This window comes from Psychrobacter sp. GP33, assembly GCF_014119005.1.
In the GTDB taxonomy this organism is placed as follows: domain Bacteria; phylum Pseudomonadota; class Gammaproteobacteria; order Pseudomonadales; family Moraxellaceae; genus Psychrobacter.
In genome coordinates this window covers 229785-254582 of the sequence record NZ_JACGYX010000004.1, presented here as the reverse complement: position 1 = coordinate 254582, position 24798 = coordinate 229785, and the positions used below count along the sequence as shown (strand labels likewise).

20 protein-coding genes and 2 tRNA genes are annotated in these 24798 nt (G+C 42.6%); 11 read left to right on the top strand and 11 right to left on the bottom strand.

Annotation, left to right across the window (positions count from 1 at the left end; all coding sequences use genetic code 11):
* Window positions 1-144 precede the first annotated feature (144 nt).
* From H2245_RS07495 to H2245_RS07485, 3 genes are all read left to right on the top strand, one after another.
* On the top strand, window positions 145-636 hold the full coding sequence (locus tag H2245_RS07495) for a glutathione peroxidase (RefSeq protein ID WP_182406761.1): 492 nt from the start codon (window positions 145-147) through the stop codon (window positions 634-636).
* 312 nt (window positions 637-948) lie between these two features.
* Window positions 949-1024 (top strand) — tRNA-Val (locus H2245_RS07490).
* 54 nt (window positions 1025-1078) lie between these two features.
* Window positions 1079-1155: transfer RNA gene (locus tag H2245_RS07485), tRNA-Asp, on the top strand.
* A 314-nt stretch (window positions 1156-1469) separates the two neighbouring features.
* Here H2245_RS07485 and H2245_RS07480 read toward each other — a convergent pair.
* Complete coding sequence (locus H2245_RS07480) at window positions 1470-1631, bottom strand: hypothetical protein (RefSeq protein WP_182406760.1); 162 nt, start codon at window positions 1629-1631, stop codon at window positions 1470-1472.
* Between the two features lie 206 nt (window positions 1632-1837).
* Between H2245_RS07480 and H2245_RS07475 the strand changes: the two genes are divergently transcribed.
* On the top strand, window positions 1838-2125 hold the full coding sequence (locus H2245_RS07475; protein WP_182406759.1) for a hypothetical protein: 288 nt from the start codon (window positions 1838-1840) through the stop codon (window positions 2123-2125).
* A gap of 131 nt (window positions 2126-2256) precedes the next feature.
* Window positions 2257-2535: a peptidylprolyl isomerase PpiC gene (gene ppiC, locus H2245_RS07470; RefSeq protein ID WP_182406758.1), complete on the top strand. Its 279-nt coding sequence runs from the start codon at window positions 2257-2259 to the stop codon at window positions 2533-2535.
* Between the two features lie 214 nt (window positions 2536-2749).
* Here the strand turns inward: ppiC and fdhD are convergent, their stop codons facing one another.
* The 4 genes from fdhD to H2245_RS07450 all read right to left on the bottom strand — a co-directional run bounded on the left by fdhD (window position 2750) and on the right by H2245_RS07450 (window position 8769).
* Window positions 2750-3775 (bottom strand): formate dehydrogenase accessory sulfurtransferase FdhD, encoded by a 1026-nt coding sequence (gene fdhD, locus H2245_RS07465; RefSeq protein WP_259365134.1) that lies wholly within the window; start codon window positions 3773-3775, stop codon window positions 2750-2752.
* A 75-nt stretch (window positions 3776-3850) separates the two neighbouring features.
* Entirely contained in the window at window positions 3851-6205 is a 2355-nt protein-coding gene (locus H2245_RS07460; protein ID WP_182406757.1) for an FdhF/YdeP family oxidoreductase, read from the bottom strand.
* Between the two features lie 228 nt (window positions 6206-6433).
* Window positions 6434-7351: a c-type cytochrome gene (locus H2245_RS07455; RefSeq protein ID WP_182406756.1), complete on the bottom strand. Its 918-nt coding sequence runs from the start codon at window positions 7349-7351 to the stop codon at window positions 6434-6436.
* A complete protein-coding gene (locus H2245_RS07450; RefSeq protein ID WP_259365133.1) occupies window positions 7351-8769 on the bottom strand; it encodes a cytochrome c in 1419 nt (472 codons plus the stop codon). The genes H2245_RS07455 and H2245_RS07450 overlap by 1 nt, the downstream gene beginning before the upstream one ends.
* Window positions 8770-8939: 170 nt before the next feature.
* Here H2245_RS07450 and H2245_RS07445 point away from each other — a divergent pair, with 170 nt between their 5' ends.
* Window positions 8940-11120 carry a PhnD/SsuA/transferrin family substrate-binding protein gene (locus tag H2245_RS07445; RefSeq protein ID WP_182406755.1) on the top strand — a complete coding sequence of 727 codons (2181 nt, stop codon included), beginning with the start codon at window positions 8940-8942 and terminating at the stop codon, window positions 11118-11120.
* Between the two features lie 37 nt (window positions 11121-11157).
* Complete coding sequence (locus H2245_RS07440) at window positions 11158-11835, top strand: response regulator transcription factor (protein WP_182406754.1); 678 nt, start codon at window positions 11158-11160, stop codon at window positions 11833-11835.
* Between the two features lie 72 nt (window positions 11836-11907).
* Here H2245_RS07440 and H2245_RS07435 read toward each other — a convergent pair whose 3' ends face one another.
* The 5 genes from H2245_RS07435 to metG form a co-directional block, all read right to left on the bottom strand.
* Window positions 11908-12702, bottom strand: coding sequence for an ABC transporter ATP-binding protein (locus tag H2245_RS07435; RefSeq protein WP_182406753.1), 795 nt, complete (start codon window positions 12700-12702; stop codon window positions 11908-11910).
* 66 nt (window positions 12703-12768) lie between these two features.
* Complete coding sequence (locus H2245_RS07430; RefSeq protein WP_182406752.1) at window positions 12769-13668, bottom strand: ABC transporter permease; 900 nt, start codon at window positions 13666-13668, stop codon at window positions 12769-12771.
* 366 nt (window positions 13669-14034) lie between these two features.
* Window positions 14035-15057 (bottom strand): ABC transporter substrate-binding protein, encoded by a 1023-nt coding sequence (locus tag H2245_RS07425; protein ID WP_182406751.1) that lies wholly within the window; start codon window positions 15055-15057, stop codon window positions 14035-14037.
* 115 nt (window positions 15058-15172) lie between these two features.
* Entirely contained in the window at window positions 15173-16219 is a 1047-nt protein-coding gene (locus tag H2245_RS07420; RefSeq protein WP_182406750.1) for an ABC transporter substrate-binding protein, read from the bottom strand.
* A 252-nt stretch (window positions 16220-16471) separates the two neighbouring features.
* A complete protein-coding gene (metG, locus tag H2245_RS07415) occupies window positions 16472-18574 on the bottom strand; it encodes a methionine--tRNA ligase (RefSeq protein WP_182406749.1) in 2103 nt (700 codons plus the stop codon).
* 1010 nt (window positions 18575-19584) lie between these two features.
* Between metG and H2245_RS07410 the strand changes: the two genes are divergently transcribed.
* From H2245_RS07410 to dcd, 4 genes are all read left to right on the top strand, one after another.
* Window positions 19585-20385 (top strand): 3-hydroxybutyrate dehydrogenase, encoded by an 801-nt coding sequence (locus H2245_RS07410; RefSeq protein ID WP_182406748.1) that lies wholly within the window; start codon window positions 19585-19587, stop codon window positions 20383-20385.
* Between the two features lie 273 nt (window positions 20386-20658).
* On the top strand, window positions 20659-21996 hold the full coding sequence (gene mgtE / locus H2245_RS07405) for a magnesium transporter (RefSeq protein ID WP_182406747.1): 1338 nt from the start codon (window positions 20659-20661) through the stop codon (window positions 21994-21996).
* Window positions 21997-22195: 199 nt separating this feature from the next.
* The gene (gene apbC, locus H2245_RS07400) at window positions 22196-23437 is read left to right on the top strand and encodes an iron-sulfur cluster carrier protein ApbC (protein ID WP_182406746.1); all 1242 of its coding nucleotides are present in this window, start codon (window positions 22196-22198) and stop codon (window positions 23435-23437) included.
* 143 nt (window positions 23438-23580) lie between these two features.
* Complete coding sequence (dcd, locus tag H2245_RS07395; RefSeq protein WP_182406745.1) at window positions 23581-24156, top strand: dCTP deaminase; 576 nt, start codon at window positions 23581-23583, stop codon at window positions 24154-24156.
* A 142-nt stretch (window positions 24157-24298) separates the two neighbouring features.
* Here dcd and H2245_RS07390 read toward each other — a convergent pair whose 3' ends face one another.
* Complete coding sequence (locus H2245_RS07390) at window positions 24299-24745, bottom strand: ClpXP protease specificity-enhancing factor (protein ID WP_182406744.1); 447 nt, start codon at window positions 24743-24745, stop codon at window positions 24299-24301.
* Window positions 24746-24798 lie beyond the last annotated feature (53 nt).

Below are 24798 nucleotides of genomic sequence, written 5' to 3'. Positions count from 1 at the left end.
AAATATAGCTGACAATGAATAAGATAAGCGCATCAATCAGTCTTATCTTATTTACTTTATCGGTGTCAATTGATGCCATCAAGCTAAGCTGTGTTAATCGACCATCATAATAATTAGCTAAGTTATTAAATTAGGAGACATTCAATGAGTACTATTTATGAATTTAACGCTGAGCGTATGGATGGTACTCAGCAAGCATTTATTGACTATAAAGGAAAAGTGTTGCTTATCGTCAATACGGCGAGTAAATGTGGATTTACTCCTCAGTTTGCCGATTTAGAAGCGTTGTACCAAGAATATAAGACACAAGGGCTAGTGATTGTAGGTTTCCCTTGCAATCAGTTTGGCGGTCAAGATCCTGGTACTAATGATGAAATTGGTGCATTTTGTCAAAAAAACTACGGGGTAACCTTTCCTATGATGGCTAAAGTGGAGGTTAATGGTCGAGATGCGCATCCAATATTTGATTGGCTAAAACAGCAGAAGGGTGGAGTCTTAACCGATGGTATTAAATGGAATTTCACTAAGTTTTTAGTAGATAGTGAGGGACGAGTCATTGAGCGCTACGCACCCACGACGAAGCCTAAAGCAATAGCAGCTGATATTGAACAAGCAATAAACAATACTAAGCAGTAGCTTAGTAAATTTAATTATATATTTTAAAAATATAAATCTATTAAAAACAAATACTTGTCATAATTTTTGATAAATAATATTAAAATTAACACTAAAAAGTTAAATAATATTTGACAGGTGCTTATAAATCTATATAATACACACCCACAGCAACGGGCTTTAATGAGTTCCACGCTGTTAGATATATCGTTAAGATATCTCGAATGTTGACTAAAGAATGACTCCTTTAGTGAATAAAGCTTTAGAAAATATTATTTAAAGTATTTTCTCTTGCGAAGCTAAAATTGCACTGCAATTTTTAAACGCTTCTCAGGGTGATTAGCTCAGTTGGTAGAGCGTCTGCCTTACACGCAGAATGTCGGCGGTTCGAGCCCGTCATCACCCACCACTCTTTTAGCGAAGTGGGCTCCTTAATAAGAGCAAGACGCTAAAAACGACCTAAGCAGCGGTAGTTCAGTTGGTTAGAATACCGGCCTGTCACGCCGGGGGTCGCGGGTTCGAGTCCCGTCCGCTGCGCCATATTTAAAACTTAGTTAACTTTTTAAGTTTAAGCAAAGTTTCAGCCCCAAGTATTTATTTACTTGGGGTTTTTTTGTGTCTGCTACTCCTCTTTAAGTTCTCTATATGTATAGGTTCTCTACTTACTTTGTACTAGTTTCTCAGAAGCAGCTTACTCTCTATTATCTCATCTAATATAATTTTATAGGCAGTAAATTGGTTTGAGAAAATCAGTGACCAAGTGCTCGCTAACTAAACAGTGACCATTTGGTGACCAAGATTGTTAGAAGTTAGTTGTAGTAGTCGATCCCATTTGGCAAGGTTTATTCAGATGTTTAATTGTCCAGAATAGGAACAGCAATCGGAACTTTATAAAATTTGGTAAAGCCTTCAATCTCTGCTCCAGTGGTCAAATTGTCTGGTAGATTTTTGCCTGCTTTTTGATCAGTGTAGATAACGGCACAGCTAACAACCTTTGATGATTGCTCCTCTACCATATGGTAACCTAGCTTGTCCAATATGCCTAATAGGGTCAAAAATAGTTAAAAGCGTTAATCTGGTTAATTTAGCTAGGTAAACACTTTGCTAGTCAAATTTAGTACCGAGGAGTATTAGATTACGTTTAAGGCAGGGGGGCTTTGATTTTGGGTCTTTTCCTAAAAACTGTGTAGATGCTTATAACTCACTAACCAGAGAGTAAGCAATGACCACTCAATCTGACATTAAAAAACTGGCCGAGCACATGGCTGGTAGCATGAGAAGTTTTGATACTGTATTGATCAGTAAGCACCAAACCCATAATTTAGGTCTTGATGATAAGATCCTATCCTCTATAGACACAGCCTTACGTCTTATGCTTAGGGCAAGTGTCTCCCAGACATTTTCTTATCCTTGCTCATATGCAAAAGGTCAGACTGCCACAGAGATTGTCGTTACCATCAAATATTGTAGTTCAAAGACTGTAGTGGCAGCGACACTCAAAAAGCACTAATTCTCATTCAAATTGTAGCCTCTGTTTAGATAATGACTTTTGATGAAGTGGAGCATAAAAGTGAGGTTAGCAACCAAGGTAAGTAATGATATAATATCCCGATAATCGATATTTTATGAAGGGTTTACATTATGGCTCGTACAGCTAGCGCATTACATATTTTAGTAAAAGAAAAAGAACTGGCTGACGACATTATGGCTAAGCTAAAGAAAGGTGCTATGTTCGACGTACTGGCCAAGAAACACTCAACCTGCCCATCAGGTAAAAAAGGCGGCGACTTAGGTGAATTTAAAAAGGGCCAAATGGTACCAGCATTTGATAAAATCTGCTTCAATGGTGAACTTTTCACCCCGCATTTAGTAAAAACTAAGTTTGGTTGGCATGTGGTTAAAGTGCTTTATAGAACATAAAGTTTAGTGAGTCTAGATTGTTATGTTGCGGGTTCGAGTCTCGTCCGCTACGCTATATTTAAAACTTAGTTAACGTTTTAAGTTTAAGCAAGGTTTCAGCTTCAAGTATTTCTTTACTTGGGTTTTTTTGTGTCTATTTATTTTCAATATTTTTACTAGAACTTTTTAAGCCTTCAATTTTTAAACGTTTAAACTATTCTTGGTGAGTAAGCGTTTAAAACCTTGAGTAATATGTCACGCGATTATCACGTAAAAACCCTGCTAATCCCAACCCATAACGTTGAGCAACACGCACCGCTGTGCTAGTAGGCGCAGACATGCCAACCAGCCACGGTATTTGAATACGGATAGATTTTTGTACCAGTTCAATCGACAGTCGTGAAGTCACGACCACACATTCAATATCTGCTTTATGACGTAGCTTCCAACCGATAAGTTTATCAAGGGCATTATGACGACCGACATCTTCAAACAAATGCAACTGCTCATGATACAGAGTGGCAGCAGCGTGAACTGCACCTGTTAATTGGTGAGTATGCTGTGCCGCGTCAATTTTTGCGCGTATGTTTAACAAATAATCGAGCGTTGGTATAGAGGCTGTCATCTGTGAATTATCTGTATGATTATTTTGTAGCTTATTTTTCGTATAAACGCTTAAATCTGGTAATGCTTGCGTTAATCCGGTGATGCCACACATACCGCAGCCTGTACGTCCTGCAAGTTGGCGTTTTTGGGCTTGGATACGTTGATGGCAGCGCTGATTTAAGACCAGTTCCACCACATAAATATCGTAATCCTGCAGTTGTTCGACGAGCTTTGATGCGTTGATATCATCGTTTTTATCTTCGCTAAACTTATAAAAATTTGTATCATTCGTTAATTGCGTCACTTCCCAATCAAGCAATTCATGACTGTTCTGAATTAAACCTTCACTAAATAAAAAACCAATAGCTAAGTATTCCAGCTGGCAAGGACTTGCCATAAGCACGGCATAATGAATACCGTTAATAACAATTGCGACTGCTGCTTCTACTACCAAACTATCTTGAGTATTTTTAATCTCAAGCTGGAGCGTATCTCCTTGATTGGTAGAACGACTGCCACTGCGATTACCTTTATTCAAAGGATAAGAGTGCTTTTGCGTTGAATGCTCGCGTGCAAGTGGCATTTCTGGCAAGTTTGTTGCGTCAGTGTCTAGCAATTCAGTATCTAAAAATAAATGCTTGTAATTAGACGTCATAAGCGCTCGTTATTGGCATCATATTTAGTTTATTGATATCTATCATCCTTTTACCTTATTAGTCTTCGATATTGTTTAAGCAACATCAGTAACTTTATCAGTTGCCTTCACTCTTTTTAAAACCACAGTGACTGATTTATAAGAAGGGATATGAGAGTCGGGAGCATAAGTATCTAAGTCAAATAAATCATTACATTCAGGATAGTAGGTGGCGACGGCGTTGGCGGCAATGTCCATGTCAGTTAGGATAAGCGGTCCTAAGGTGCGTGCCTGATTATGACTGTCTTGGCGTGATACCATGATGGTATCGCCTTTTTGCCAACCTAAGCGGTTCATCTCGTCAGGATGCATAAATAACACATCGCGGCGATTGGTTTGACGATAACGATCTTGATAACCAAAAATCATGGTATTAAATTGATCATGACTGCGAACGCTGGTGAGTTGCCAGACCGCTTGTTCATGAGGCTGAGTGCTACTGAGTTGACTGGCAATACTTTGCATATTTAAATCATTTTTAAGCTTTGCCGTATCTTCTGCCATTTGGTCAGCAACATAAGTAATAGGATATTGTGGTACTTCAAATTGCGCCTTGCCACTATCCGTATTCCATTCACGATGACGCGCCGGATGATATAAATTAAAGCCGCGCTCAGCGGTACGAATACGCTGATTAAAGTCCTCAAAGCCGTCAATAGCTTGAGCAATATAATCACGTGTGACATTAAAATCCTCGCCCATGGCTTGCCAAGGGATTGAGGTGTCAGTCCCAAACATTTGAGTAGCGATATCAGCGACAATTTGCGCCTCAGATTTTAGCGTATCGCTAATGGGTTTTAGACTACCTTGAGTGCGCACAATCTTGCACATAGAATCTTCAATGGTGGCAAACTGCTCGCCATGAGCGGTGATTAAGCGTTCGGTACGACCAATGCAAGGTAAAATCAGATTATTCTTACCTGGATAGAGCATGGTTTCATTAAGCTTAGTCGCCACAAAAATATTAAGCTGATTTTGGGTTAATGCCTGTTGAATGGTACTGGTATCAGGCGCAGCAACCGAAAAGTTGCCGCCCATACTCATAAAGACTTTAATATCACCCGCTATCATTGCCTTTGCTCCCGCAATGACATCAAGACCGTCCTCTTGCGGCATTGGACGGTTAAAAACGCGCTCAAGGGTGTCGAGTAAGCTCTGTTTAGGGCGCTCATGGATACCCATCGTCCGATCGCCTTGCACGTTGGAATGTCCGCGAATTGGCGATGCGCCTGCACCGTCAATGCCAATCATACCCATCAATAGCAATAAGTTGGTAATCATGGCGACATTGTCATCGCCTTGCACGTGCTGAGTAATGCCCATACCCCACGTGCAAATGGTTGCTGGACTGTTGGCAACCAAGCGTGCGAGATTAATAATATCTGCCTGAGCGATACCACAGCCCCGCTCAATATCTGCCCAAGATTGCTGCTCAAGCCACTGCTTTAGCGGCTCAAATCCTGAGGTATGTATTTGGATAAAATCGTTATTAATTTTATTATTCTTAATCAGCCATTTTGCCATGCCGGTTAATAGTGCGGCATCACCGCCGATTTGGATTTGAATCACCTCATCGACCATGTCATCGCTTTGACCTGCTGCCATGTGAGTTGGTTTTTGTGGGTTTCTAAATTTACGTAAGCCTTGTTCGCGCATAGGATTGACAGAAATAATCCGACAGCCCTGCTTGTGTGCATGGGCGAGCATCTCTAGCATTCGTGGGTGATTGGTTGCTGGATTTTGCCCAAACATGATAATCAGCTTGGCTTGCTCAAAGTCCTCTAACACCACAGTCGCTTTGCCAATGCCCAACTGCTTACCTAACATTACCGACGTCGGTTCATGACACATGTTGGAGCAATCGGGCAAATTATTCGTCCCAAAACGACGGACAAACAACTGATACATAAAAGCCGGCTCATTGGTGACGCGCCCTGAAGTATAGAATAAAGCGTCATTCGGTGAGTTGAGACCCTTTAGCTGCTCCGCGATAAGTGTGTAAGCGCTCTGCCAAGAAATGGGCAAGTAACGCTCTTCTGTCGCATTATAATAAAGTGGCTCTGATAAACGTCCGCTATGCTCAAGCTCATAACCCGACCACCCTTGTAGCTCAGTCACCGTATGCTTTGCAAAAAATGCCGCATCAGCACGTGTTGACATGGCTTCACTGGCAATTACTTTAATACCAGTTTCACAAACATCGAGTGTTTTATGACTTTTGTGATCAGGCCATGCGCAGCCCGGGCAATCAAATCCGCCTTTGGGTTGATTGCTGCCTAATACGCTTATACTACCGCGTAAAAACGCCTTGTAATCCATCAGCTTACGAGTGGAGGCAATCAGCGCAGGCCAGCCCGCTGCAGGGTGCGTATAAACAGGAATTTTGCGCATGATAGACCTCGTAAGTGAGTAAATAGATAAATGGTGATTACTAAATAATACTAAATGATATCTATAGAATAACCAGTAAAAAATTGCAACTTTATCGTATTGTTAGTTTTGTACTAATAGACATTTAGGAAATAAAAAAACCTCAAGGTTATTAAACACTTGAGATTTTTTGTGGACTATATTAATAGGTTGCTTTATAAGACTGCGTTATGAAGCTATGAGTAGAATTTAATAACGCGCATCTTTTGGTCTTTTCGCAGTTGGCCAGTCACCGTCCTTTTTAGCAAAGTCAGGGCGTGGCATGTGGGTAAAGAACTCTGCAACATCGACAGCGTCTTGGTCGCTTAAGACGTTGCCATGACCCCATAAACCTTGGGTTTGGATGCCCATTGGCATGTTGTACTTAACGAATGCTGCAGCTTTATAAGTACGTGCCATACCGGCGCCAATGTTAAAGGATTCATCGCCCCACAGCGGTGGGAAGACGATATCACCGCGGCTGTCTTTGATGCCTTCGCCATTGTCACCATGACAGGTGGCACACTGGGCATGGTAGATTTTTTCACCATGTACAGGGTCGGGTATCAATGATTCATCCACTTTACCCGCGTTATCAATGTTGACCTTTTGGGCTTTTGGCGTTTTTTGTGCCAACCATTCCATATAAGCTAAAATTGATAGCATTTCTTCTGAGTCAGGCTTTAACGGCTTGCCATTCATGGAGCGTTGGAAACAGCCGTTGATACGCTTGGTCAAATCAATTTCTACACCGGCACGTGGCATGACGCGAGGATAAAAATTATGACTGTTGATGTATGGGTCGCCTAGTGGAATTTTACCTTGACCAATATGACAGCTGTTGCAGTTCATCTGAGCGCCAACATTGTCAGGCAATAAACGCTTGGTTTCATTGAGTAAGCGTTTGCCATACATAATTTGCTTGGCGTTTGGCTCATCGGCAATCGAGGTGTCTTGTGGCAACACATAGGAGCCAATATCTTCATTGGCATCGTCAGCGGTGACCAGTCTATATTCAACGGGGTTACGCTCGGTCGGTTCAGGTTGCGAGCAACCACTAATACCAATGACGAACACAGCGGCAGTCAATACGGCAACGTTAGATAAGTTTTTAGGTAAAGTGTTCATTATTTTGCTCCTTTTACAGCAGCATCAAGGCTTAAATCTGGGGCGATATCCGTCCCTGTTTTTGGCTTTTTGGCAAGGAATGCGCGCATTTTCACCACATCAGTAACCGTGATTTCAGGCGCTTGATTCGTCCAACTGTTGCGCACGTAATTCACCACTTCTGCAATATCGGCATCGGCAAGGTTGGTAAATTCTGGCATGGTAAATGCCATGCGGTCATGCGGTGTTTCTGGCATGCGTCCACCACCGAGGGTGATTTGTAATACCGAGTCTGCATTTTTGGCATAAACAGCACTATTGCCATCAAGGGCTGGGAAGATACGTGGCACGCCTTTGCCATCGGCACGGTGACAAACGGTACAGTATTCAACATAAAGCAGAGCGCCGCGTGAATCGTAGTTACCTGCTAATAACTTTTCAGTGGTAACGTCTTTTTTCACCGGTAGTTTTACTTCTTTATTTGGTGCAGGTGTAAGCGTTTTTAGATAGGTTGACATAGCATTTAAGTCTGTGTCTGTCATATATTGGGTACTGTGCTCAACCACTTCCGCCATCGCGCCAAAGGCGGCAGTGGTATCGGTGCGACCGGTTTTAAAGAAGTCATTGAGCTCGGCAATTGTCCATGTTCCTAAGCCGCGATGTTCACCGCGAATACTTTTGGCGCGCCAACCATCGATGACCGCACCGCTTAGATATTCATCTGAATCGGCATTGGTCAAAGCAATTTCTTGGAAACCAATTCCGCGCTCGGTATGGCAAGAGCCACAATGTCCAGGACCTTCAACGAGGTACTGACCACGAGCGATAACCGCATCATCGGTTTCTGGGACAAAATCGCGTTTACGGTCAAACAATACTTGCCAATACGCCAATGGCCAGCGCCAGTTGGCAACTGGAGGTAATTCACCTTTTAAGTTTGGCTTGTTAACAGCTTTAACATCCGACATAAAGTAAGCATACATCGCTGCCATGTCATCATCTGGCATGATTTGATAAGAAGGATAAGGCATGGCAGGATATAGCGCTTTATTACTTGGGGCGACACCGTGTTTCACCGCATTTTTAAAGTCATTAAAGGTATAGTTGCCGATACCAGTCGCTTTATCAGGGGTAATATTGGTAGAGTAAATCGCGCCAAGTGGGGTCAGCATCGGCAGACCACCGGCATAATCTTCGCCACCGAGTACCGTATGACATGCCACACAGTCGGCGGTACGCGCCACATATTCACCTTGCTTAATCAACGCAGGGTCAGCGATATTGACCTCAAGATCGCTATGCGATGTGCGCATATTGGGCAGCATTTGCCCAATCATAAATGCCAACGCTAAGCCGATGACCGCTGCAATCAGTATAATTGATGACCACTTTTTCACAAGCACGCCCTCCATAATAAAATAGTTGTTGCTCTTTTTCATTAGCTTAGCCATAAGTGCTTTATCATAAATATTTTTAAGAACAAGTACTTTTGAGCATGGGTATTTTTAAGCGAACTTATGAAAAGATACAATCTTGCTATACAGTATAGGATAAAGCGTAACATAGTGATATTGTGGAAAACCACATTAATTATAAGGTTTTGTTGTTGATGCGATTTTGGTGGGATAAAAAGCAGCGGCTAATCAAGCATGCGTTGTTAAAAAAATATTTAAAGATATTATTAAAAAGAGCGGTCCTTTTTAATAGTGTTGGGCTTGCGCTATTGTTAATAGTGCCGATAAGGCAGGCGTTAGCCGAGATCTACTATTTGGGCGTGCTTGCCCCGCAGGGCGAGGTTGCTGCACAACAACGTTGGCAGCCGTGGTTAAGTGAACTGAATAAAAAACTTAAAGACGATACGGTGATATTGGTGCCATTGGCGTTAGAGAATTGGCAACAACAAATAGAAGCGCAGAAATTTGCTTTTGTATTGGGTCCACAAGTACAGTTTGTAAAAATGGATACCGCCGGTTGGCGCTGGCTTGCGACCTTGCAAGCGAATACAACACCTGTGAATAATCAAGAATTTAAAATATCTGACGTCAAGCAAGCAGATTTTAAAACCGATGAGCAATATAAATTATATAAGCAGTTGGAGCATGAGCTTGCAACAACTCAGCAGGCGAAAGCGGACAACATCAATCAGCCCAGTGCTATGGAGCAGATTGCTAGTGCGTTGTGGGTCAAAGCTGATAGTGACATTCAGCAACTGCAAGATATACAGCATCGTAAAGTGGTGGCGGTTGACCCCGATGCGTTTGCCGGTTATTTATTAATTGCGCATTTATTACAACAAAACGGAGTGTCTTCAAGTGATTATGATACCCAGTTTGTCGGTTATCCGATTGAGCTGACACTGAGTACGCTGGCAAGTGGGGCAGTCGAGGCGGCAATAGCGCCACTATGCTTGATGGAGGAGATGGCAAATCAAGGCAAGATAGAGCGGTCACAATATCGACTGATTAATCCCGTCACGACAGATTCTAATTGCCAATCCTCGACTAAGATTTATCCAAATTGGACACTGGCGGCAACCCGTCAAGCGCCAGTTGAACTAACAGAGCAAATGAGTCAGCATTTATTTACAGCCGTTCAGCAAGGTAGTGACAGTAACGCCAAATTTGATAATTTTGATAATAATAAGAGTGTGGATTTACGCTGGTTAGCGCCTGAATCTAATAGCGATGCTGAGCGTATTCTGTATGAAATGCGAAAACATCCGTCACAAAAACAGTTTGGTGCTCATATTATAGATTGGATAAAGTCGCATCGGTTGTGGGTCGGTGTGTTATTTTTTATGATTGTCATCTCAACAATTAATTATGGCTGGATGAGTTGGCTGGCATTGCGACGTCGGCAACAAATCATCAAGCAAAATCAGCTGATTCGTGATTATGATTACAAGCTACAACAGTCGGAGCGTTTTGCAGTTATTGGTGAGATGAGTGGTGCGATTGCCCATGAAATTAATCAGCCATTAGCGACGATTCAAAACTACGCCCAAGGCTTACTCATTCGCAGTGAACATAACCGTGATGATAAAAGTAGCACCGAGAGTGCATTGGCGCAAATCATCACAGAGACTGAACGTGTCGCTGCGGTGATTAGCAATATCAGACGTTGGGCAGGCAGGTCGCAGCCTACAGAGATTGACGTGAGTATTGCCGACATTCATCAGCAGTGTGTGCTATTGCTGAGTGAAAAGGTAGGAGGCATGAGCTTTTGGTTTGCTAGTGAGTGTTCACAGCTACGATTGCCCAATTTAGTGCTCGACCAGTTATTGATTAATGGACTATTGAACGCCCAGCAGCAAGGCGCGACCCAAATCTTATTTCGCTGTCAGGCTGTAGACATTAATGGCACGCGCTGGCTGGGATTATTTATTACTGATGATGCCGGTGGCTTCGATGAGCCACAATTGGCAGCCAGTCAAAACAGTCACCAAAATAGCAGTCATAACTATAATTATAATAACAATCAGCAACCCCACTATAATCTGAGCTCGACCAAAGCAGATGGACTAGGATTAGGATTGAGGATTTGTCAGCGTTTATGCAAATCACTTGGAGGTTTTATGCAGCTGAAGAATGTTGATGTGTCCATTGAACTCAATCATGTCAAGGCAATACATGGTCATCAGTATCAGCGGATCAAGCGCTTATTAAATGGTAAAGTACAATTGAGCGGAACGGAGGGCACGTCTTCTCCAAAAAATAAGTCTGGGGCGCAAGTGGCAGTCTATCTACCGTTGAGTATTATTGTTGATACAAACAATAATACTCAATGTTAATCCTGCTAAAAATAGTAAACAAGATAAAAGGTAGGTTATGACTTTTTTGCAGATACCTAATCAAGATATTAATTCGCAAGTCGCTGATTATAGTAATGATAGCTTGTATAATGAGACTGATGCTGAGCAGCTGATGATTCACATTATAGATGATGAAGAAAGTGTGCGTACCTCGTGTGACTTCTTAGTCAGCAGCTTAGGGCTTACGACTCAAGTTTGGTCAAGCGCTGTGGCGTTTCTGCAACAGGTTGATATTTACATGCCAGCCGTAGTCATTAGTGATTTAATGCTGCCAGACATGAGCGGGCAGGCGCTACAAGCACATTTGAATACACATAATAGTCCACTGGCATTGATTGCCTTGACAGGGAATGGTGAGATTACTGATGCGGTCAATATGCTTAAACAAGGGGCGGCAGATTATTTAGAAAAGCCAGTGAACAGTCGGCGATTACAAGAGGCGATTATTCGTGCGCAAGCGTTAACACTCAAACGTGCCAAGCTTTATTATATTCGAACACTTTATTCGCAGTTAACCAATAAAGAAAAACAAGTGGCAAACGAGCTGATGCAAGGCAATTTAAATAAAATTATTGCGGATCATTTGGAGGTGTCGGTGCGGACAGTAGAAGTGCACCGCTCGCAGGTAATGAAAAAGATGGAATCGCAGCATGTTAGTGAGTTGATACAAAAGCTCGTGTTGATTGACTCTTAACTGCTCGCTATAAAAAACGCCTGCTAATAGACAGGCGTTTTTTGATTCATATATATACTGTTTTAAAGACAATCAACTCAAAATCAAACTGTCATCTTCAACTTTTTCACCGCGTGTTTGCTCAAACATATCTAGTAAGTCATGTACAGTCATGCCCTGACGCTTATCGCCAGACACATCGAGTACCACTTGTCCTTGGTGCAGCATCACGGTGCGTGTGCCATGTGCCAATGCTTGTTGCATGGAGTGAGTAACCATCATGGTAGTTAGTTTATTATCAGTGACGATTTTGTCGGTTAATTCCAATACAAAAGCCGCTGTTTTTGGGTCAAGTGCTGCCGTATGTTCATCCAATAATAGGATTTTAGACGGTTGCAGCGATGCCATCAATAGGCTCACGGCTTGGCGTTGACCGCCAGATAATAGACCCATACGGTCAGTCAAGCGATTTTCTAACCCCAATTTAAGAACAGATAACTTTTCACGAAACAGTTCACGATTATTGGGATTGAGCGCAAAGCTTAAGCCACGTTTGCCACCACGTTTGTAGGCGAGCGCCATATTTTCTTCAATGGTTAGCGCCTCACAAGTGCCAGCCATTGGATCTTGAAAAACACGGGCGACCCAATGGGCACGTTGATGAGCGGTTTTTTTAGTAACGTCAATGCCGTTGAGTAAAATCGAGCCGCTATCAACGCGCGTCGTACCGCTAACTGCATTTAAAAATGTAGATTTGCCTGCGCCATTAGTACCAATAACAGTGACAAATTCGCCATCTGCAATATTCATATTGATACCGCGCAAAGCAGGGTTTTCAATCGGCGTGCCAGGATTAAAGGTCAACCGTAAATCTGTGGCTTGCATCATAATCGTTATTCCTTATGTTTGCTCTATGCTAAATGATAAAGGCGAATCAGCATTTATCAGTTGACATTACGCCCGAACTTTACGGGTTAAAAATTTAGATTTCGCCTTTGGCAATACCAATGCAAGTACCACTAGCAATGCTGTAATCAAGTTTAAATCCTGTGGACCGAAACCAATACTGCGCAATGCATCACTCGACAACGCCACTTGAATAAACAGCTTATAAAGTATGGCACCAATAATCACGGCTAAGGTAATAAGCCAAATGCGTTTAGCTGGAATGATGGTTTCACCAATAATCACCGCTGCCAAACCAATAACAATAGTGCCAATGCCAATCGAGATATCTGCGCCGCCTTGCGTTTGTACAAATAGCGCACCAGCCAAGGCAATCAAACCGTTAGAGACTGCCATACCAACGATGGTCATCCATGAGGTATTGATGCCTTGCGCTTGCGCCATACGCAAGTTAGAGCCAGTCGCACGCATGGATAGACCCGTTTCAGTATTATAAAACCAGTCTAATAACAGCTTGGCGACTATCACCACCGCGCCAATAATCACGCAGCGCATCCAATAGCCATTACCATCACTGACCAATGAGCTAAAAACGGTGGTCTCACCCAGTAAGGGTAAGTTTGGCGCACCCATAATGCGTAAGTTGACCGAATATAACGCCACCATCACCAAAATACTGGCAAGCAGCTGTAAAATACCCAGCTTAACGTGTAGCCATGCGGTCACAATACCGGCAACCGACCCTGCAAGCATGCCAAAAGCACAAGCAAGCCACGGATTAATACCGGCAACAATGGAGATACCAGCGACAGCGCCCCCTAACGGAAAACTACCATCAGCGGTTAAGTCAGGAAAATCAAGTGTTCGAAACGAGATAAGAACACCAAGTGCAACCAGGCCATAAATCAGACCACTTTCAAGCGCACCAAAAAAAGCAATTAAAGACATAAGAAATCAGCAAGTCATAACCAAGCGTCTTGCACATAAATTACTGCATGTACCAGCATACTTTACATGTCAAACGGCTAAGCGGTGAATTTAACAGATTAAGCAATCTGCAGTTAGGGTAAACCAAAACAGCTTACAATGAGGAATAAACATAAACTCCCTTGATTTAAAGCTTAGAGCTAAAACTTGAATTTTAACCCTTAAAGCAAATTTAATACTTTAAGCGCTTTAAAAATAAGCCCAGCTGATTGAGTAATCGCTGGGTGTTTGTCATTAAGAAAAGCATTAACGCCCTAAAGACAGATGAATAACTGTTTATTACATCCGTTATTCGTCTGTCTTATACTAGCGGCTAATAAGCAGGCGCTATTCTACCACTTCTTTTGCTTTATCGATAATGGCTTGTGGCAAAGTAATGCCTTCAGCCAACGCATTTTTTGGACTGACAAATAAATCAAGCTTTTGCGGGGTATATACTGGAATTTCACCTGCTTTTTCGCCATTTAAGATACGCACGACAATTTTACCAGTTTCGCGACCAAGTGCGTAGTAATCAACGCCAAGGGCAGCAACAGCACCTCGTGCTACTGAGCTAGTATCAGAAGCAATCAATGGGATCTTACTCTCTTTTGCTACTTGAAACAGCGACTCGTATGCAGACACCACATTATTATCAGTTGAGGTGTAGATCATATCGACCTTGCCTTCCAAGCTACGCGCTGCCATAGCAATATCTGTACTACGCTGGGCAGGGGCTTCATGCACTTTGATACCTAGTGGCGTCAGCTTCTCTTTAAGGTTTTTTAGAATAATGGTTGAATTGACTTCACCAGGGCTATATACATAGCCAACATTTTTTAGATTGGGAATAATTTGGCGCATCAATTCAATTTGTGGCTCATAAGGAAGGGCATCAGAACCACCTGTAACGTTGGTGCCTGAGCCATCAAGTTTAGATACTAATTTGGCTTCAACCGGATCAGTCACTGCTGAAAATACCAATGGAATGGTGCTGGTCGCTGCTGCAACCGATTGCGCTGATGGCGTACCAATGGCGACGATAACGTCTGAATTGTCCGCGACAAACTGCTTAGCAATCTGCCCAGAGGTTGCGGTATTGCCTTGCGCACTTTGAAAATTAACCTTTAAATTTTCGCCTTCTTTAAAGCCTGCTTCAGCCAGTTCATCAATCACCCCTTTGCGTACAGCGTCTAGGGCTGGATGCTCAACGATAGCGGTAATCGCAACGGTTTTTGCTGCTGTTGCATCTGTACCAGTGGCGTTATCCGTTGCTGCCCCGTCATTGGCAGGTTGGCTACAGCCCGTTAAAATAGCGGTACAAACACCGCCCCACAATAAGGCTTTGGCAAAACGATTTTGATACAACATGGTGTAACTCCTAAAAATAATAATGTGTCCATACGACAAATAAGATATAAATTGAGTGCGATATGAATAAGGTTGCTGTACAAGTGTCTACTGACAAGCGCTGCTTTATAAGCAGTTACTTAGTAGCAGCTTGGGCTTTGGTATCGACGTTAACCCCGTTTTTGAGCATATCGGTTGATAAGGTTGCGCCCTGCGCTTTGGCGTGTTTTGGGCTGATATATAAAGTCAGCTCATTCATAACCTCAGGCTTAACAGTAGTCACTGCCTCACCGTTTAAAATGCGATACACCATTTTTCCGGTAACGCGCCCAAAGTCATAATCATTGACCCCAAGTGCTGCTGTTGCTCCGCGTTGCACGCTAAATTCATCAGATGCCACAATTGGCAAACGTATCTCATTTGCCGCTTGGGTCATGGCTTCAAACGCAGATGCCACATTATTGTCAAATGAGGTATAAATAATGTCCGCGCGTCCCTGCAAGCTGCGCGTTGCCATGCCAATATCGGTTGGACGGTTGGCTGGAATGTCTAACAAAGCTAAGTTACGGGCGGGTAATGCTTTTTTTAGCTCGTCCCGTAGCGATACTGAATTTGCCTCGCCCGGACTGTACACATAACCGATGGTTTTAAGATTAGGTTTAATCTTTTGTAATAAATCAAGCTGCGGTTCTAATGGTAATTGACTTGATAAGCCGGTTAAATTATCTTGAAACGGCTTGCCATCAGCGGTGAGTAATTTTGCGCCTACTGGGTCTGACACTGCCGTATACACAATAGGAATACTGCGCGTAGCGGATACAATAGACTGCGCAGATGGGGTAGATATCGCCACAATCGCATCAGGATTATCACCGACGAATTGCTTAGCAATCTGACCTGCCGTTGCCGTATTGCCTTGCGCACTTTGAAAGTTGACCGTTAGATTTTTCCCTTCAACATAACCATTGTCCGCCAGCTCATCGATAATACCTCGGCGCATATCATCTAAAGAGGGGTGCTCGACAATTTGGGTAATTGCCAAAGTTTTGGCAGGTTTATCTGCTGTCGTATTACTCTCAGTAGTTGCAGTATTATCGGTCGAGGGTTTCGAGCAGCCAATTAGCCCAAGGGCACTAATAGCAGCTGCGCACAGGCTAAGGCGTAGGGTTGCGGCAATAGTCATTATTAGTTTAACTCGTCGGTTAGAAGGTGCAAGCTAGACCCGTCAAGATAAGCTGAGCGGACTAACATAAAAGGGGTGAGGCATATGATTAAGATTGTTATATTATGACAGTAATGCTACTTATCGCAATCAAAAATTCAACCACATCCGTCTTGATACTAACACTCTTAGCCGCTTATAAAAAAAGATGCCATATAGACATCTTTTTTGCATTTATTACTTGTAGGTATTAAAGCGGATATTTTACTTACATTACGCCAGCGTATCACCAATGACCGCAGCGTCCGGTAGGGTAATCACGACAAGTGCGGTTTTTGGATCGCCTGCGGATAGTATCATGCCTTCTGATATACCAAATTTCATCTTACGCGGAGCAAGGTTGGTGACACAAATGACTTTTTTACCTTGAAGTTGCTCAGGCTCATAAAATTTGCGGATACCGCTAAACACATTGCGCGTCTGCGCTTCACCGACATCTAAGGTAAATTGCAACAGCTTATCCGCCCCTTCTACATAACTACACGACACGACATGAGCGACTTTCATCTCAACTTTAGCAAAGTCTTCAATGCCAATGTAATCAGTTTGCTCTGCATTTGCATCGACATCTTTCGCTGCTGGCTGCTTGTTTTTAGCCACTGATTTTATGTCTTGGGTAGCGGTTGGTGTCGCCGTTACGCCTAATGAGGCTTTAGAATCCTCAACCATCGCTGCAACGTCTTTTTCATCAATACGCTGCATCAGTGGCTTAAATTTATTGATTTGATGTCCAAGTAGCCATTCATTGCGGCTAGTAAAGCTTAAACTGTCAATATTCAAAAACTCTCTAGCATTTTCAGTCAGTTCAGGTAATACAGGCGCAAGATAAACCATCAATTGACGGAAAATATTAATAGCTACTGAACAGACGTCTTGTACTTCTTGCTCTGCGCCTTCAACTTTTGCAAGTGCCCAAGGTTTTTTCTCATCAATATATTCATTAGCTTTATCAGCACATTGCATAATCAAACGCATGGCACGAGAGAACTCGCGGTTTTCATAAGCGGCGGCAATCTCATCACCGGTTTTGGTAATGTCTGCTAATAAATTTGGCTCAGCGCAGACGTCTGTTAGCATGCCATCATATTTTTTAACCAAAAATCCAGCGCTGCGACTGGCAATATTGACTACTTTACCGACCAAGTCAGAATTAACCTTTTGCATAAAGTCTTCTAAATCTAGGTTGATATCTTCGACTTTGTCAGACAGTTTGCTGGCGAAATAATAGCGCAGATATTCAGGATGCAGATATTGAGCGTATGTGTCCGCTTTAATAAAGGTGCCGCGTGACTTACTCATTTTTTCGCCATTGACCATCAAGAAGCCATGAGCAAAGACGCCGGTTGGGGTACGGAACTCGCTACCGGCAAGCATTGCTGGCCAAAATAGCGCATGGAAGTAAACGATGTCTTTACCAATGAAGTGATACACCTCGGTTTTATGCTCGTTTTCTTGCATCCAGTAATGGTCAAAATCAAGTGCTTCATCGGTGCCAGCACGTTTCTCGCATAAGTTTTTAAAGCTTGCCATGTAGCCGACCGGTGCATCTAGCCATACATAAAAGTATTTTTCTGGCTCATCACTTGGCGTATCAGGGATTTGAAAACCAAAATAGGGCGCATCGCGTGAAATATCCCAACTGGTCAAGCCAGCATCAAACCATTCTTGCAATTTATTGGCAACCGATACCTGCAAGCGATTGTCACTGCGCGTCCAATCTTTTAAGAATTGCTCAAACTCTGGCAAATCAAAGAAGTAATGCTTGGAGGTTTTGAGCACAGGCGTGGCGTTAGATAAGGTAGAATGCGGATTTTTTAGATCGGTTGCGTCATAGGTGGTACCGCAGACTTCACAGTTATCACCGTATTGGTCTGGTGCAGCGCATTTAGGACACGTGCCTTTGACAAAGCGATCCGCTAAAAATAGCTGTTTTTCAGGGTCAAATAACTGCTCAACATCACGGGTAGAGATATGACCCGCATCTCTTAGGCGACGATAAATTAGCTCAGCGCATTCCTTATTTTCGACAGAATGGGTTGAGTGATAATTATCAAAGTTAATTAAAAACTTGGTAAAATCTGCTTCATGAGCGGCTTGTACATTGGCAATTTGTTGTTCTGGGGTTATGCCATTATCTTCAGCTTTGAGCATGATGGCAGTACCATGAGCATCATCCGCGCAGACATAAGTAACCTTATGACCTTGTGCCTTCATCGCCCGCACCCAGATATCGGTTTGGATATATTCTACAAGATGCCCCAAATGAATGTCGCCATTGGCGTAGGGCAAGGCACTGGTTACTAAAATCTCACGCACAAAATCACCTATATCAAAGTATGAACCGATTAATTATCAAGCGTCTCAATCAGCTATTCCATCTATGTATGGCTAGCTATTGGCAGACGCGCTGTTGTTATGCTAAAAACTAAGCTGTATATGCAAGCTAGGTTATATACAAAAGTTAAGCTATAAAATCTATACTCTAAAAACGAGTTTATAAACGTTAAAAAATTGTGCCTATGATACCGTAATTTGGATAAAATTTGTGACGTTGCGGCACAATTAACGCCAGCGTACACTTATTAGCGCGATTTTCAGGGTTAATAAAAGTATCTGAGAGGGTACTTCAATATCGAGAACTGGCAATCATAACTTTTTATTTTGTTCTTAATAACTTTGTTTAGGGCATAATAAGTAAAAATTAACCTGCAAACGTTTGATAAATGGTTTATATTAACTGAGCGCGTCATCCAACGGACGGATATCAGTGCCACACGCTATTTAACTTCTTGTTATATCAGATGCTCTCGACTACGTTGATTACACCTTTGCATGTTTAACACTATTCAATCCTATTATATTGAAGCTCCACATCGTATCCAGCATACCGCAACCAACGCCTGATTCCTCGCACCTAGTAACATTGACTCATTTGCTTGCACATGCTTATTTTATTAGTAGGCAACCTATTATCTAGCGTTCTTTAATACATTTAAAATCGTTATCTGATCCGTAATGATTCAACACTGTTCGTAATTAACAATTCATAAGTATTCAACGCTAACGATTTTTAGCACGTATCATTTGCCATGCGCTGAGCAAAATATCGAGCAAGATGTTATCAAAAAAAATCAAAAAATTGCATCACATATTTATTCTAATAACAGTGCTTAACAGCCTGTTTTTTTATTCAAAACCGCGCAACACATTGCGTGTTAACCCTTGGTATAGCGTCTATACGCGATCATGGTGGCATCCGTAAATCGTCTGCCACAACTCTGACGTATGACTGTTATCACCACCTCTACCCATAATAAGGACAATATATGGCGACCCAAATACAACAAGACTTAACGGGCAAGGTAGCCTTAATTACTGGCGCAGCAGCAGGTATCGGACGTGATATCGCAGAAACTTATGCCAAAGCTGGTGCCGCCATTGGCGTTGCTGATATCAATGTTGCAGGCGCACAAGAAACCGTTGATATCATCACTAAAGCAGGCGGCAAAGCCCTTGTAATTGATATGGACGTCCGCTTAGAAGATGCTGTGAATAATGGTGTTAAGCTGCTGGTTGATACGTTCGGTGGTATTGATATTTTGGTATCGAACGCTGGTATTCAGCTGATTGACCCAATTACTAAAATGACTTTTGAGAACTGGAAAAATCTATTAGCAACGCATTTAGATGGTGGCTTTTTGACCACTAAAGCAGCTGTAGAGTATATGTATAAAGACAATAAAGGTGGCACGATTATTTATATCGGCTCAATCCATGCTCATGATGCTTCATTATTTAAAGCCCCTTATATCACGGCTAAGCACGGCTTGCTTGGCTTATGTCGCGCGGTAGCTAAAGAAGGTGCCCCGCATAATGTGCGCTCGCATATGATTTCTCCAGGCTTTGTGAAAACGGCTATGGTTAATGATCAAATTCCGCTACAAGCTAAAGAAAAAGGTATCAGCGAAGAGGCAGTTGTTAATGATATTTTGCTTGCCAATACGCTTAATAAAGAATTTACGACCATTGAAGATGTGTCACAAACGGCGCTATTCTTAGCAGCATTCCCAACTAACGTCTTTACCGGTCAGTCTATCAATGCTAGTCATGGTTGGTGCATGAGATAAGCTGATTTATATTTAATTAGTTATAACATAACAATTATAAAAAACAAAAACTACGTTTAGTTATCCACAATGTCGGTAGGTCTGGCATTGTGGTTTTTTTATGGGTGCGACTCGGTTACACTGTCTGGTTAGACAGGTTCAGAATGAATAATCAAAAATGAGATAGTGTTTTTTATAACCATTATTGTTACGTTGTTTTGATATAAATTTATATATAGCCCTCGTTAATGGCGTTTGCTACACGACTGTGGCAGCGTATGGAGTATCATTATCATGAATAATAAAGCCTCGGCGTTAGTAGTTAGCAATGCCATTGAGCAACAAAACTTTGATGAGGCTATACAATACGTTCAAAGCCTCCGTCCGATTGATATTGCGGATATTTTAGCATTAATAGAGCCGAAGCTTGCTTGGCAGTTATTAGAGCGGCTGCCCAATCGCTCGACGATATTTTCTTATTCAGAACCCAATATTCAAGTGGCACTCGCGCAGACGTTTCCACGAGATAATATGGCAAAATTGATGGGTGAGATGCCAGCGGATGAGCGGGCAGATTTGTATAAATGTCTCGATCAAGATCAGCGTGATGCCTTATTGCCAGCGCTTGCCCAAGCTGAACGTGAAGATATTCGCCGATTAGCAGCTTATGATGAGCGTACTGCTGGGGCGCTGATGACGTCGGATTACGCCACGTTAGGCGCACAAATGAATGTGACGGAGGCGCTGGCAGCCCTACGCTTAGAAGCACCAGATGCAGAAACCATTTATCATGCTTATGTGATTGATGAGCAACGCAAACTGTTGGGCGTGGTGTCATTACGAATATTAATATTAGCAGCGCCAGAACAGCTAATTAGCGATATTATGGTGCGCTCTATTGTTTCTTGTGTGGTAAGTGATAACCAAGAAGACGTTGCCAAAACGGTCGCCCGTTATGACTTAATTGCCCTGCCCATTATCGATGACACTGGCGCGTTAGTTGGTATCGTAACCCACGATGACGCGATGGATGTGGCAAGCGATGAAGCCACCGATGACTTCCATAAGTCGGGCGGTGTCTCGACCATGGTAGGCAAATTAAAAGACGTCAGTATTCGAGTGTTATATCGCAAGCGTGTCTTTTGGTTGGTATTTCTAGTGTTTGGCAATTTGCTCTCTGGTATTGGTATCTCGCACTTTGAAGACCTAATTGCCGCCAATTTGGTATTGGTGTTTTTTTTACCACTGTTAGTTGATAGTGGTGGTAATGCTGGCTCGCAGTCAGCAACATTAATGGTACGAGCATTGGCAACGGGCGATGTGGTCATGCGCGATTGGTTCTCACTACTGGGTCGTGAGGCAATGGTAGCGTTGTTGTTAGGTGGGACGATGGCAGTGGCTATTGCTATCATTGGTTATATTCGCGGTGATGAGATGGTGTCGTTAGTATTGGCGCTGAGCATGATGTCTGTGGTGATGATAGGCTGTGTGATTGGTATGAGTTTACCTTTTGTGCTTAATAAAATGGGCTTTGACCCGGCTACTGCCAGCGCTCCTTTAATCACCTCTGTGTGTGATGCCACCGGGGTTATTATTTATCTATTTATTGCCTCAAAATTCTTAGCAATTTAAGTATTAGCTAAGCACGAAAAAGCCATTTTAAAATAGCATATTCATTTAGCAGCATAGCGCGCATCTAATAGCAAGGTCAGCCCGTATATTTAATAGCGTTGTGGTTTTTTTATTAGGTCAATTCGGCTACACTGGTAAGCGTATCGTTAACACTCATTAATAAATGATTTTCATCATTATTATCACAATAAAGGTCGCCATGTTTAACTTTATAAAAAAAAGAACCGGTTCAAAGCCTGAAACTGCGCAACAAAAAGTCGCACGTGATAGTGCGGTTGATAAGGTGTTGCATGATTATCAAGTTTCTGGAACAAGCATTGCTACCATGGTCATCGGTATCAATCGTGATGTTGACGATTTGACCCTCGATTTACGCTTGCCACATCACGCTGAACCTGAAGTCATTCAGCAAGAGCTAGGAGCTTTACTACATCTGCATGGTATCAAAGCCATTCATATGAATGTACGCTTGCCTGCGCCTGCTAAAGGGGCGGCTACAACATTGCCAAAACATATGCCAAAAACTACTGATGCCATGAGTAGTCAGCCGAGTGCTTCTGCCATACCCAGTTCTATGCCAAATACGACACCAAAAACCGATGCAGAAGTGCCTATTACTAAGCCTGCACCGACTCAAGCCTCGCTAAGTCCGCATCCGCATATTCGTCATATTATTGTGGTGGCATCGGGGAAAGGTGGCGTTGGTAAATCAACGACGACAGTAAATATTGCGCTGGCATTACAAAAGCTTGGTCATCGCGTTGGTGTGCTTGATGCTGATATTTACGGACCCAGTATGCCTGCGATGCTTGGGGTCGCTGGAGTAAGACCTGAGCTAGAAAATGAGCAATTTGTGCCGATTGAGGCGCATGGCTTAGCAATGTTGTCTATTGGAAGTTTACTTGAGGGTGATAATGTTCCTGTCGCTTGGCGTGGTCCCAAGGCAACCGGCGCGCTAATGCAGCTGTACAATCAAACCAACTGGCCGCAGCTAGACTATTTGGTAATTGATATGCCACCGGGTACAGGTGACATTCAGCTTACGCTGGCGCAGCGTATTCCAGTGACGGGTGCCATCATTGTCACCACTCCGCAGCATATTGCCTTATTAGATGCGCAAAAAGGCATTGAGATGTTTAATAAAACCAAGATTCCGGTAATAGGCGTGGTTGAAAATATGGCACTGCACACCTGTAGTAACTGTCAGCATACCGAAGCTATCTTTGGGGTGGGTGGCGGTGAGCGTATTGCTGAGCAGTATCATGTGCCACTATTGGGTCAATTACCCCTTGCTAGTGGTATTCGCGCGCAAGTTGATAAAGGTGAGCCTAGTGTCTTAGTAGATGATGAGTTTGCGCCGTATTATCTTAATATTGCTAAAAATATTGATGCTCATATTGAGAAATTTGCTAAGCCAGTCGATCAAAAGCGCATTTTTTAAACGCTAAAAGGTCGTTAACTTAGATTATTTGTTTCAAATGTTGTGCGCTTTCAACGTTGTATTTTTTAAATAATGGCGACCCTATAAATTTTAGCCATAATTTCGTATAATCGTCGCTATTTACCCTTTGCTAAGGAAAAACAATGTCTATCAAATCTGACCGCTGGATACGTCAGCAAGCCGAAGAACATGGCATGATTGAACCATTTGAAGCTGGTCAAGTACGCTTTAATGATAAAGGCGAGCGTCTGGTCAGCTATGGTACGTCAAGCTATGGCTACGATGTGCGCTGCGCCCCTGAATTTAAGGTATTTACCAACGTACATTCTGTTGTGGTTGATCCCAAAAATTTCGATGAAAGAAGCTTTATTGATATCGTTGGCGACGAATGCATTATTCCTCCGAACTCTTTTGCGCTGGCACGTACTGTAGAATATTTCCGCATTCCGCGTGACGTATTAACCATTTGTCTTGGTAAATCGACTTATGCGCGTTGCGGTATTATCGTCAACGTCACCCCACTTGAGCCCGAGTGGGAAGGTCATGTGACTTTAGAATTTAGTAACACTACCAATCTACCCGCACGAATTTACGCAGGCGAAGGCGTGGCACAAATGTTGTTTTTCCAAAGTGATGTTGATGATGTTTGTGAGACGAGTTATAAAGACCGGGGCGGCAAATATCAAGGTCAAACTGGGGTAACGCTACCAAAAACGTAAGGGAATCTACTGCTCTCTTATATTTTTAAACAGCTATAAGACCATTAATAAGACAATCAAAAAAAAGCTGAACATATCACATATGTTCAGCTTTTTTTGCCATTTCTATGGCTGATGTTTAAAACAAGCATTGTAATAGCAGTTATTTTAAAACTTTGAGACCGGCTTTATTATCGCGCTTAGGTTTTGGCGCATCAGTTGGTGACTTATCATTAGCAATAGGTGCAGACTCAAAATCTTCTGGCTCATAATTATCATATTCATTAGCGTCAAAGAACATTCCTTGTGAATTTTCTTTGGCATAAATGCCAATGACGGCTTGGAGCGGTACCCAAATTTCTTGCGATACACCACCAAAGCGGGCACTAAAATTAATATATTCATTTGCCATTGTCATATTGCCTGTCGCGCGACTGGCAATATTGAGTACAATCCGCCCATCTTGCACATGTTCAGTCGGTATTTGCACATTGTCAGCAGTGGCATCGACCATCAAGTAAGGAGTGAGCGCATTGTCCTCTATCCATTGATAAAGCGCGCGCACCATATAAGGGCGGGTGGGAGTAGTTGCAATGCTGTCATCACTCATCTGATTGTGTCCTATACGAGTACTATTATTAATATCATGAAATTTATAACAGT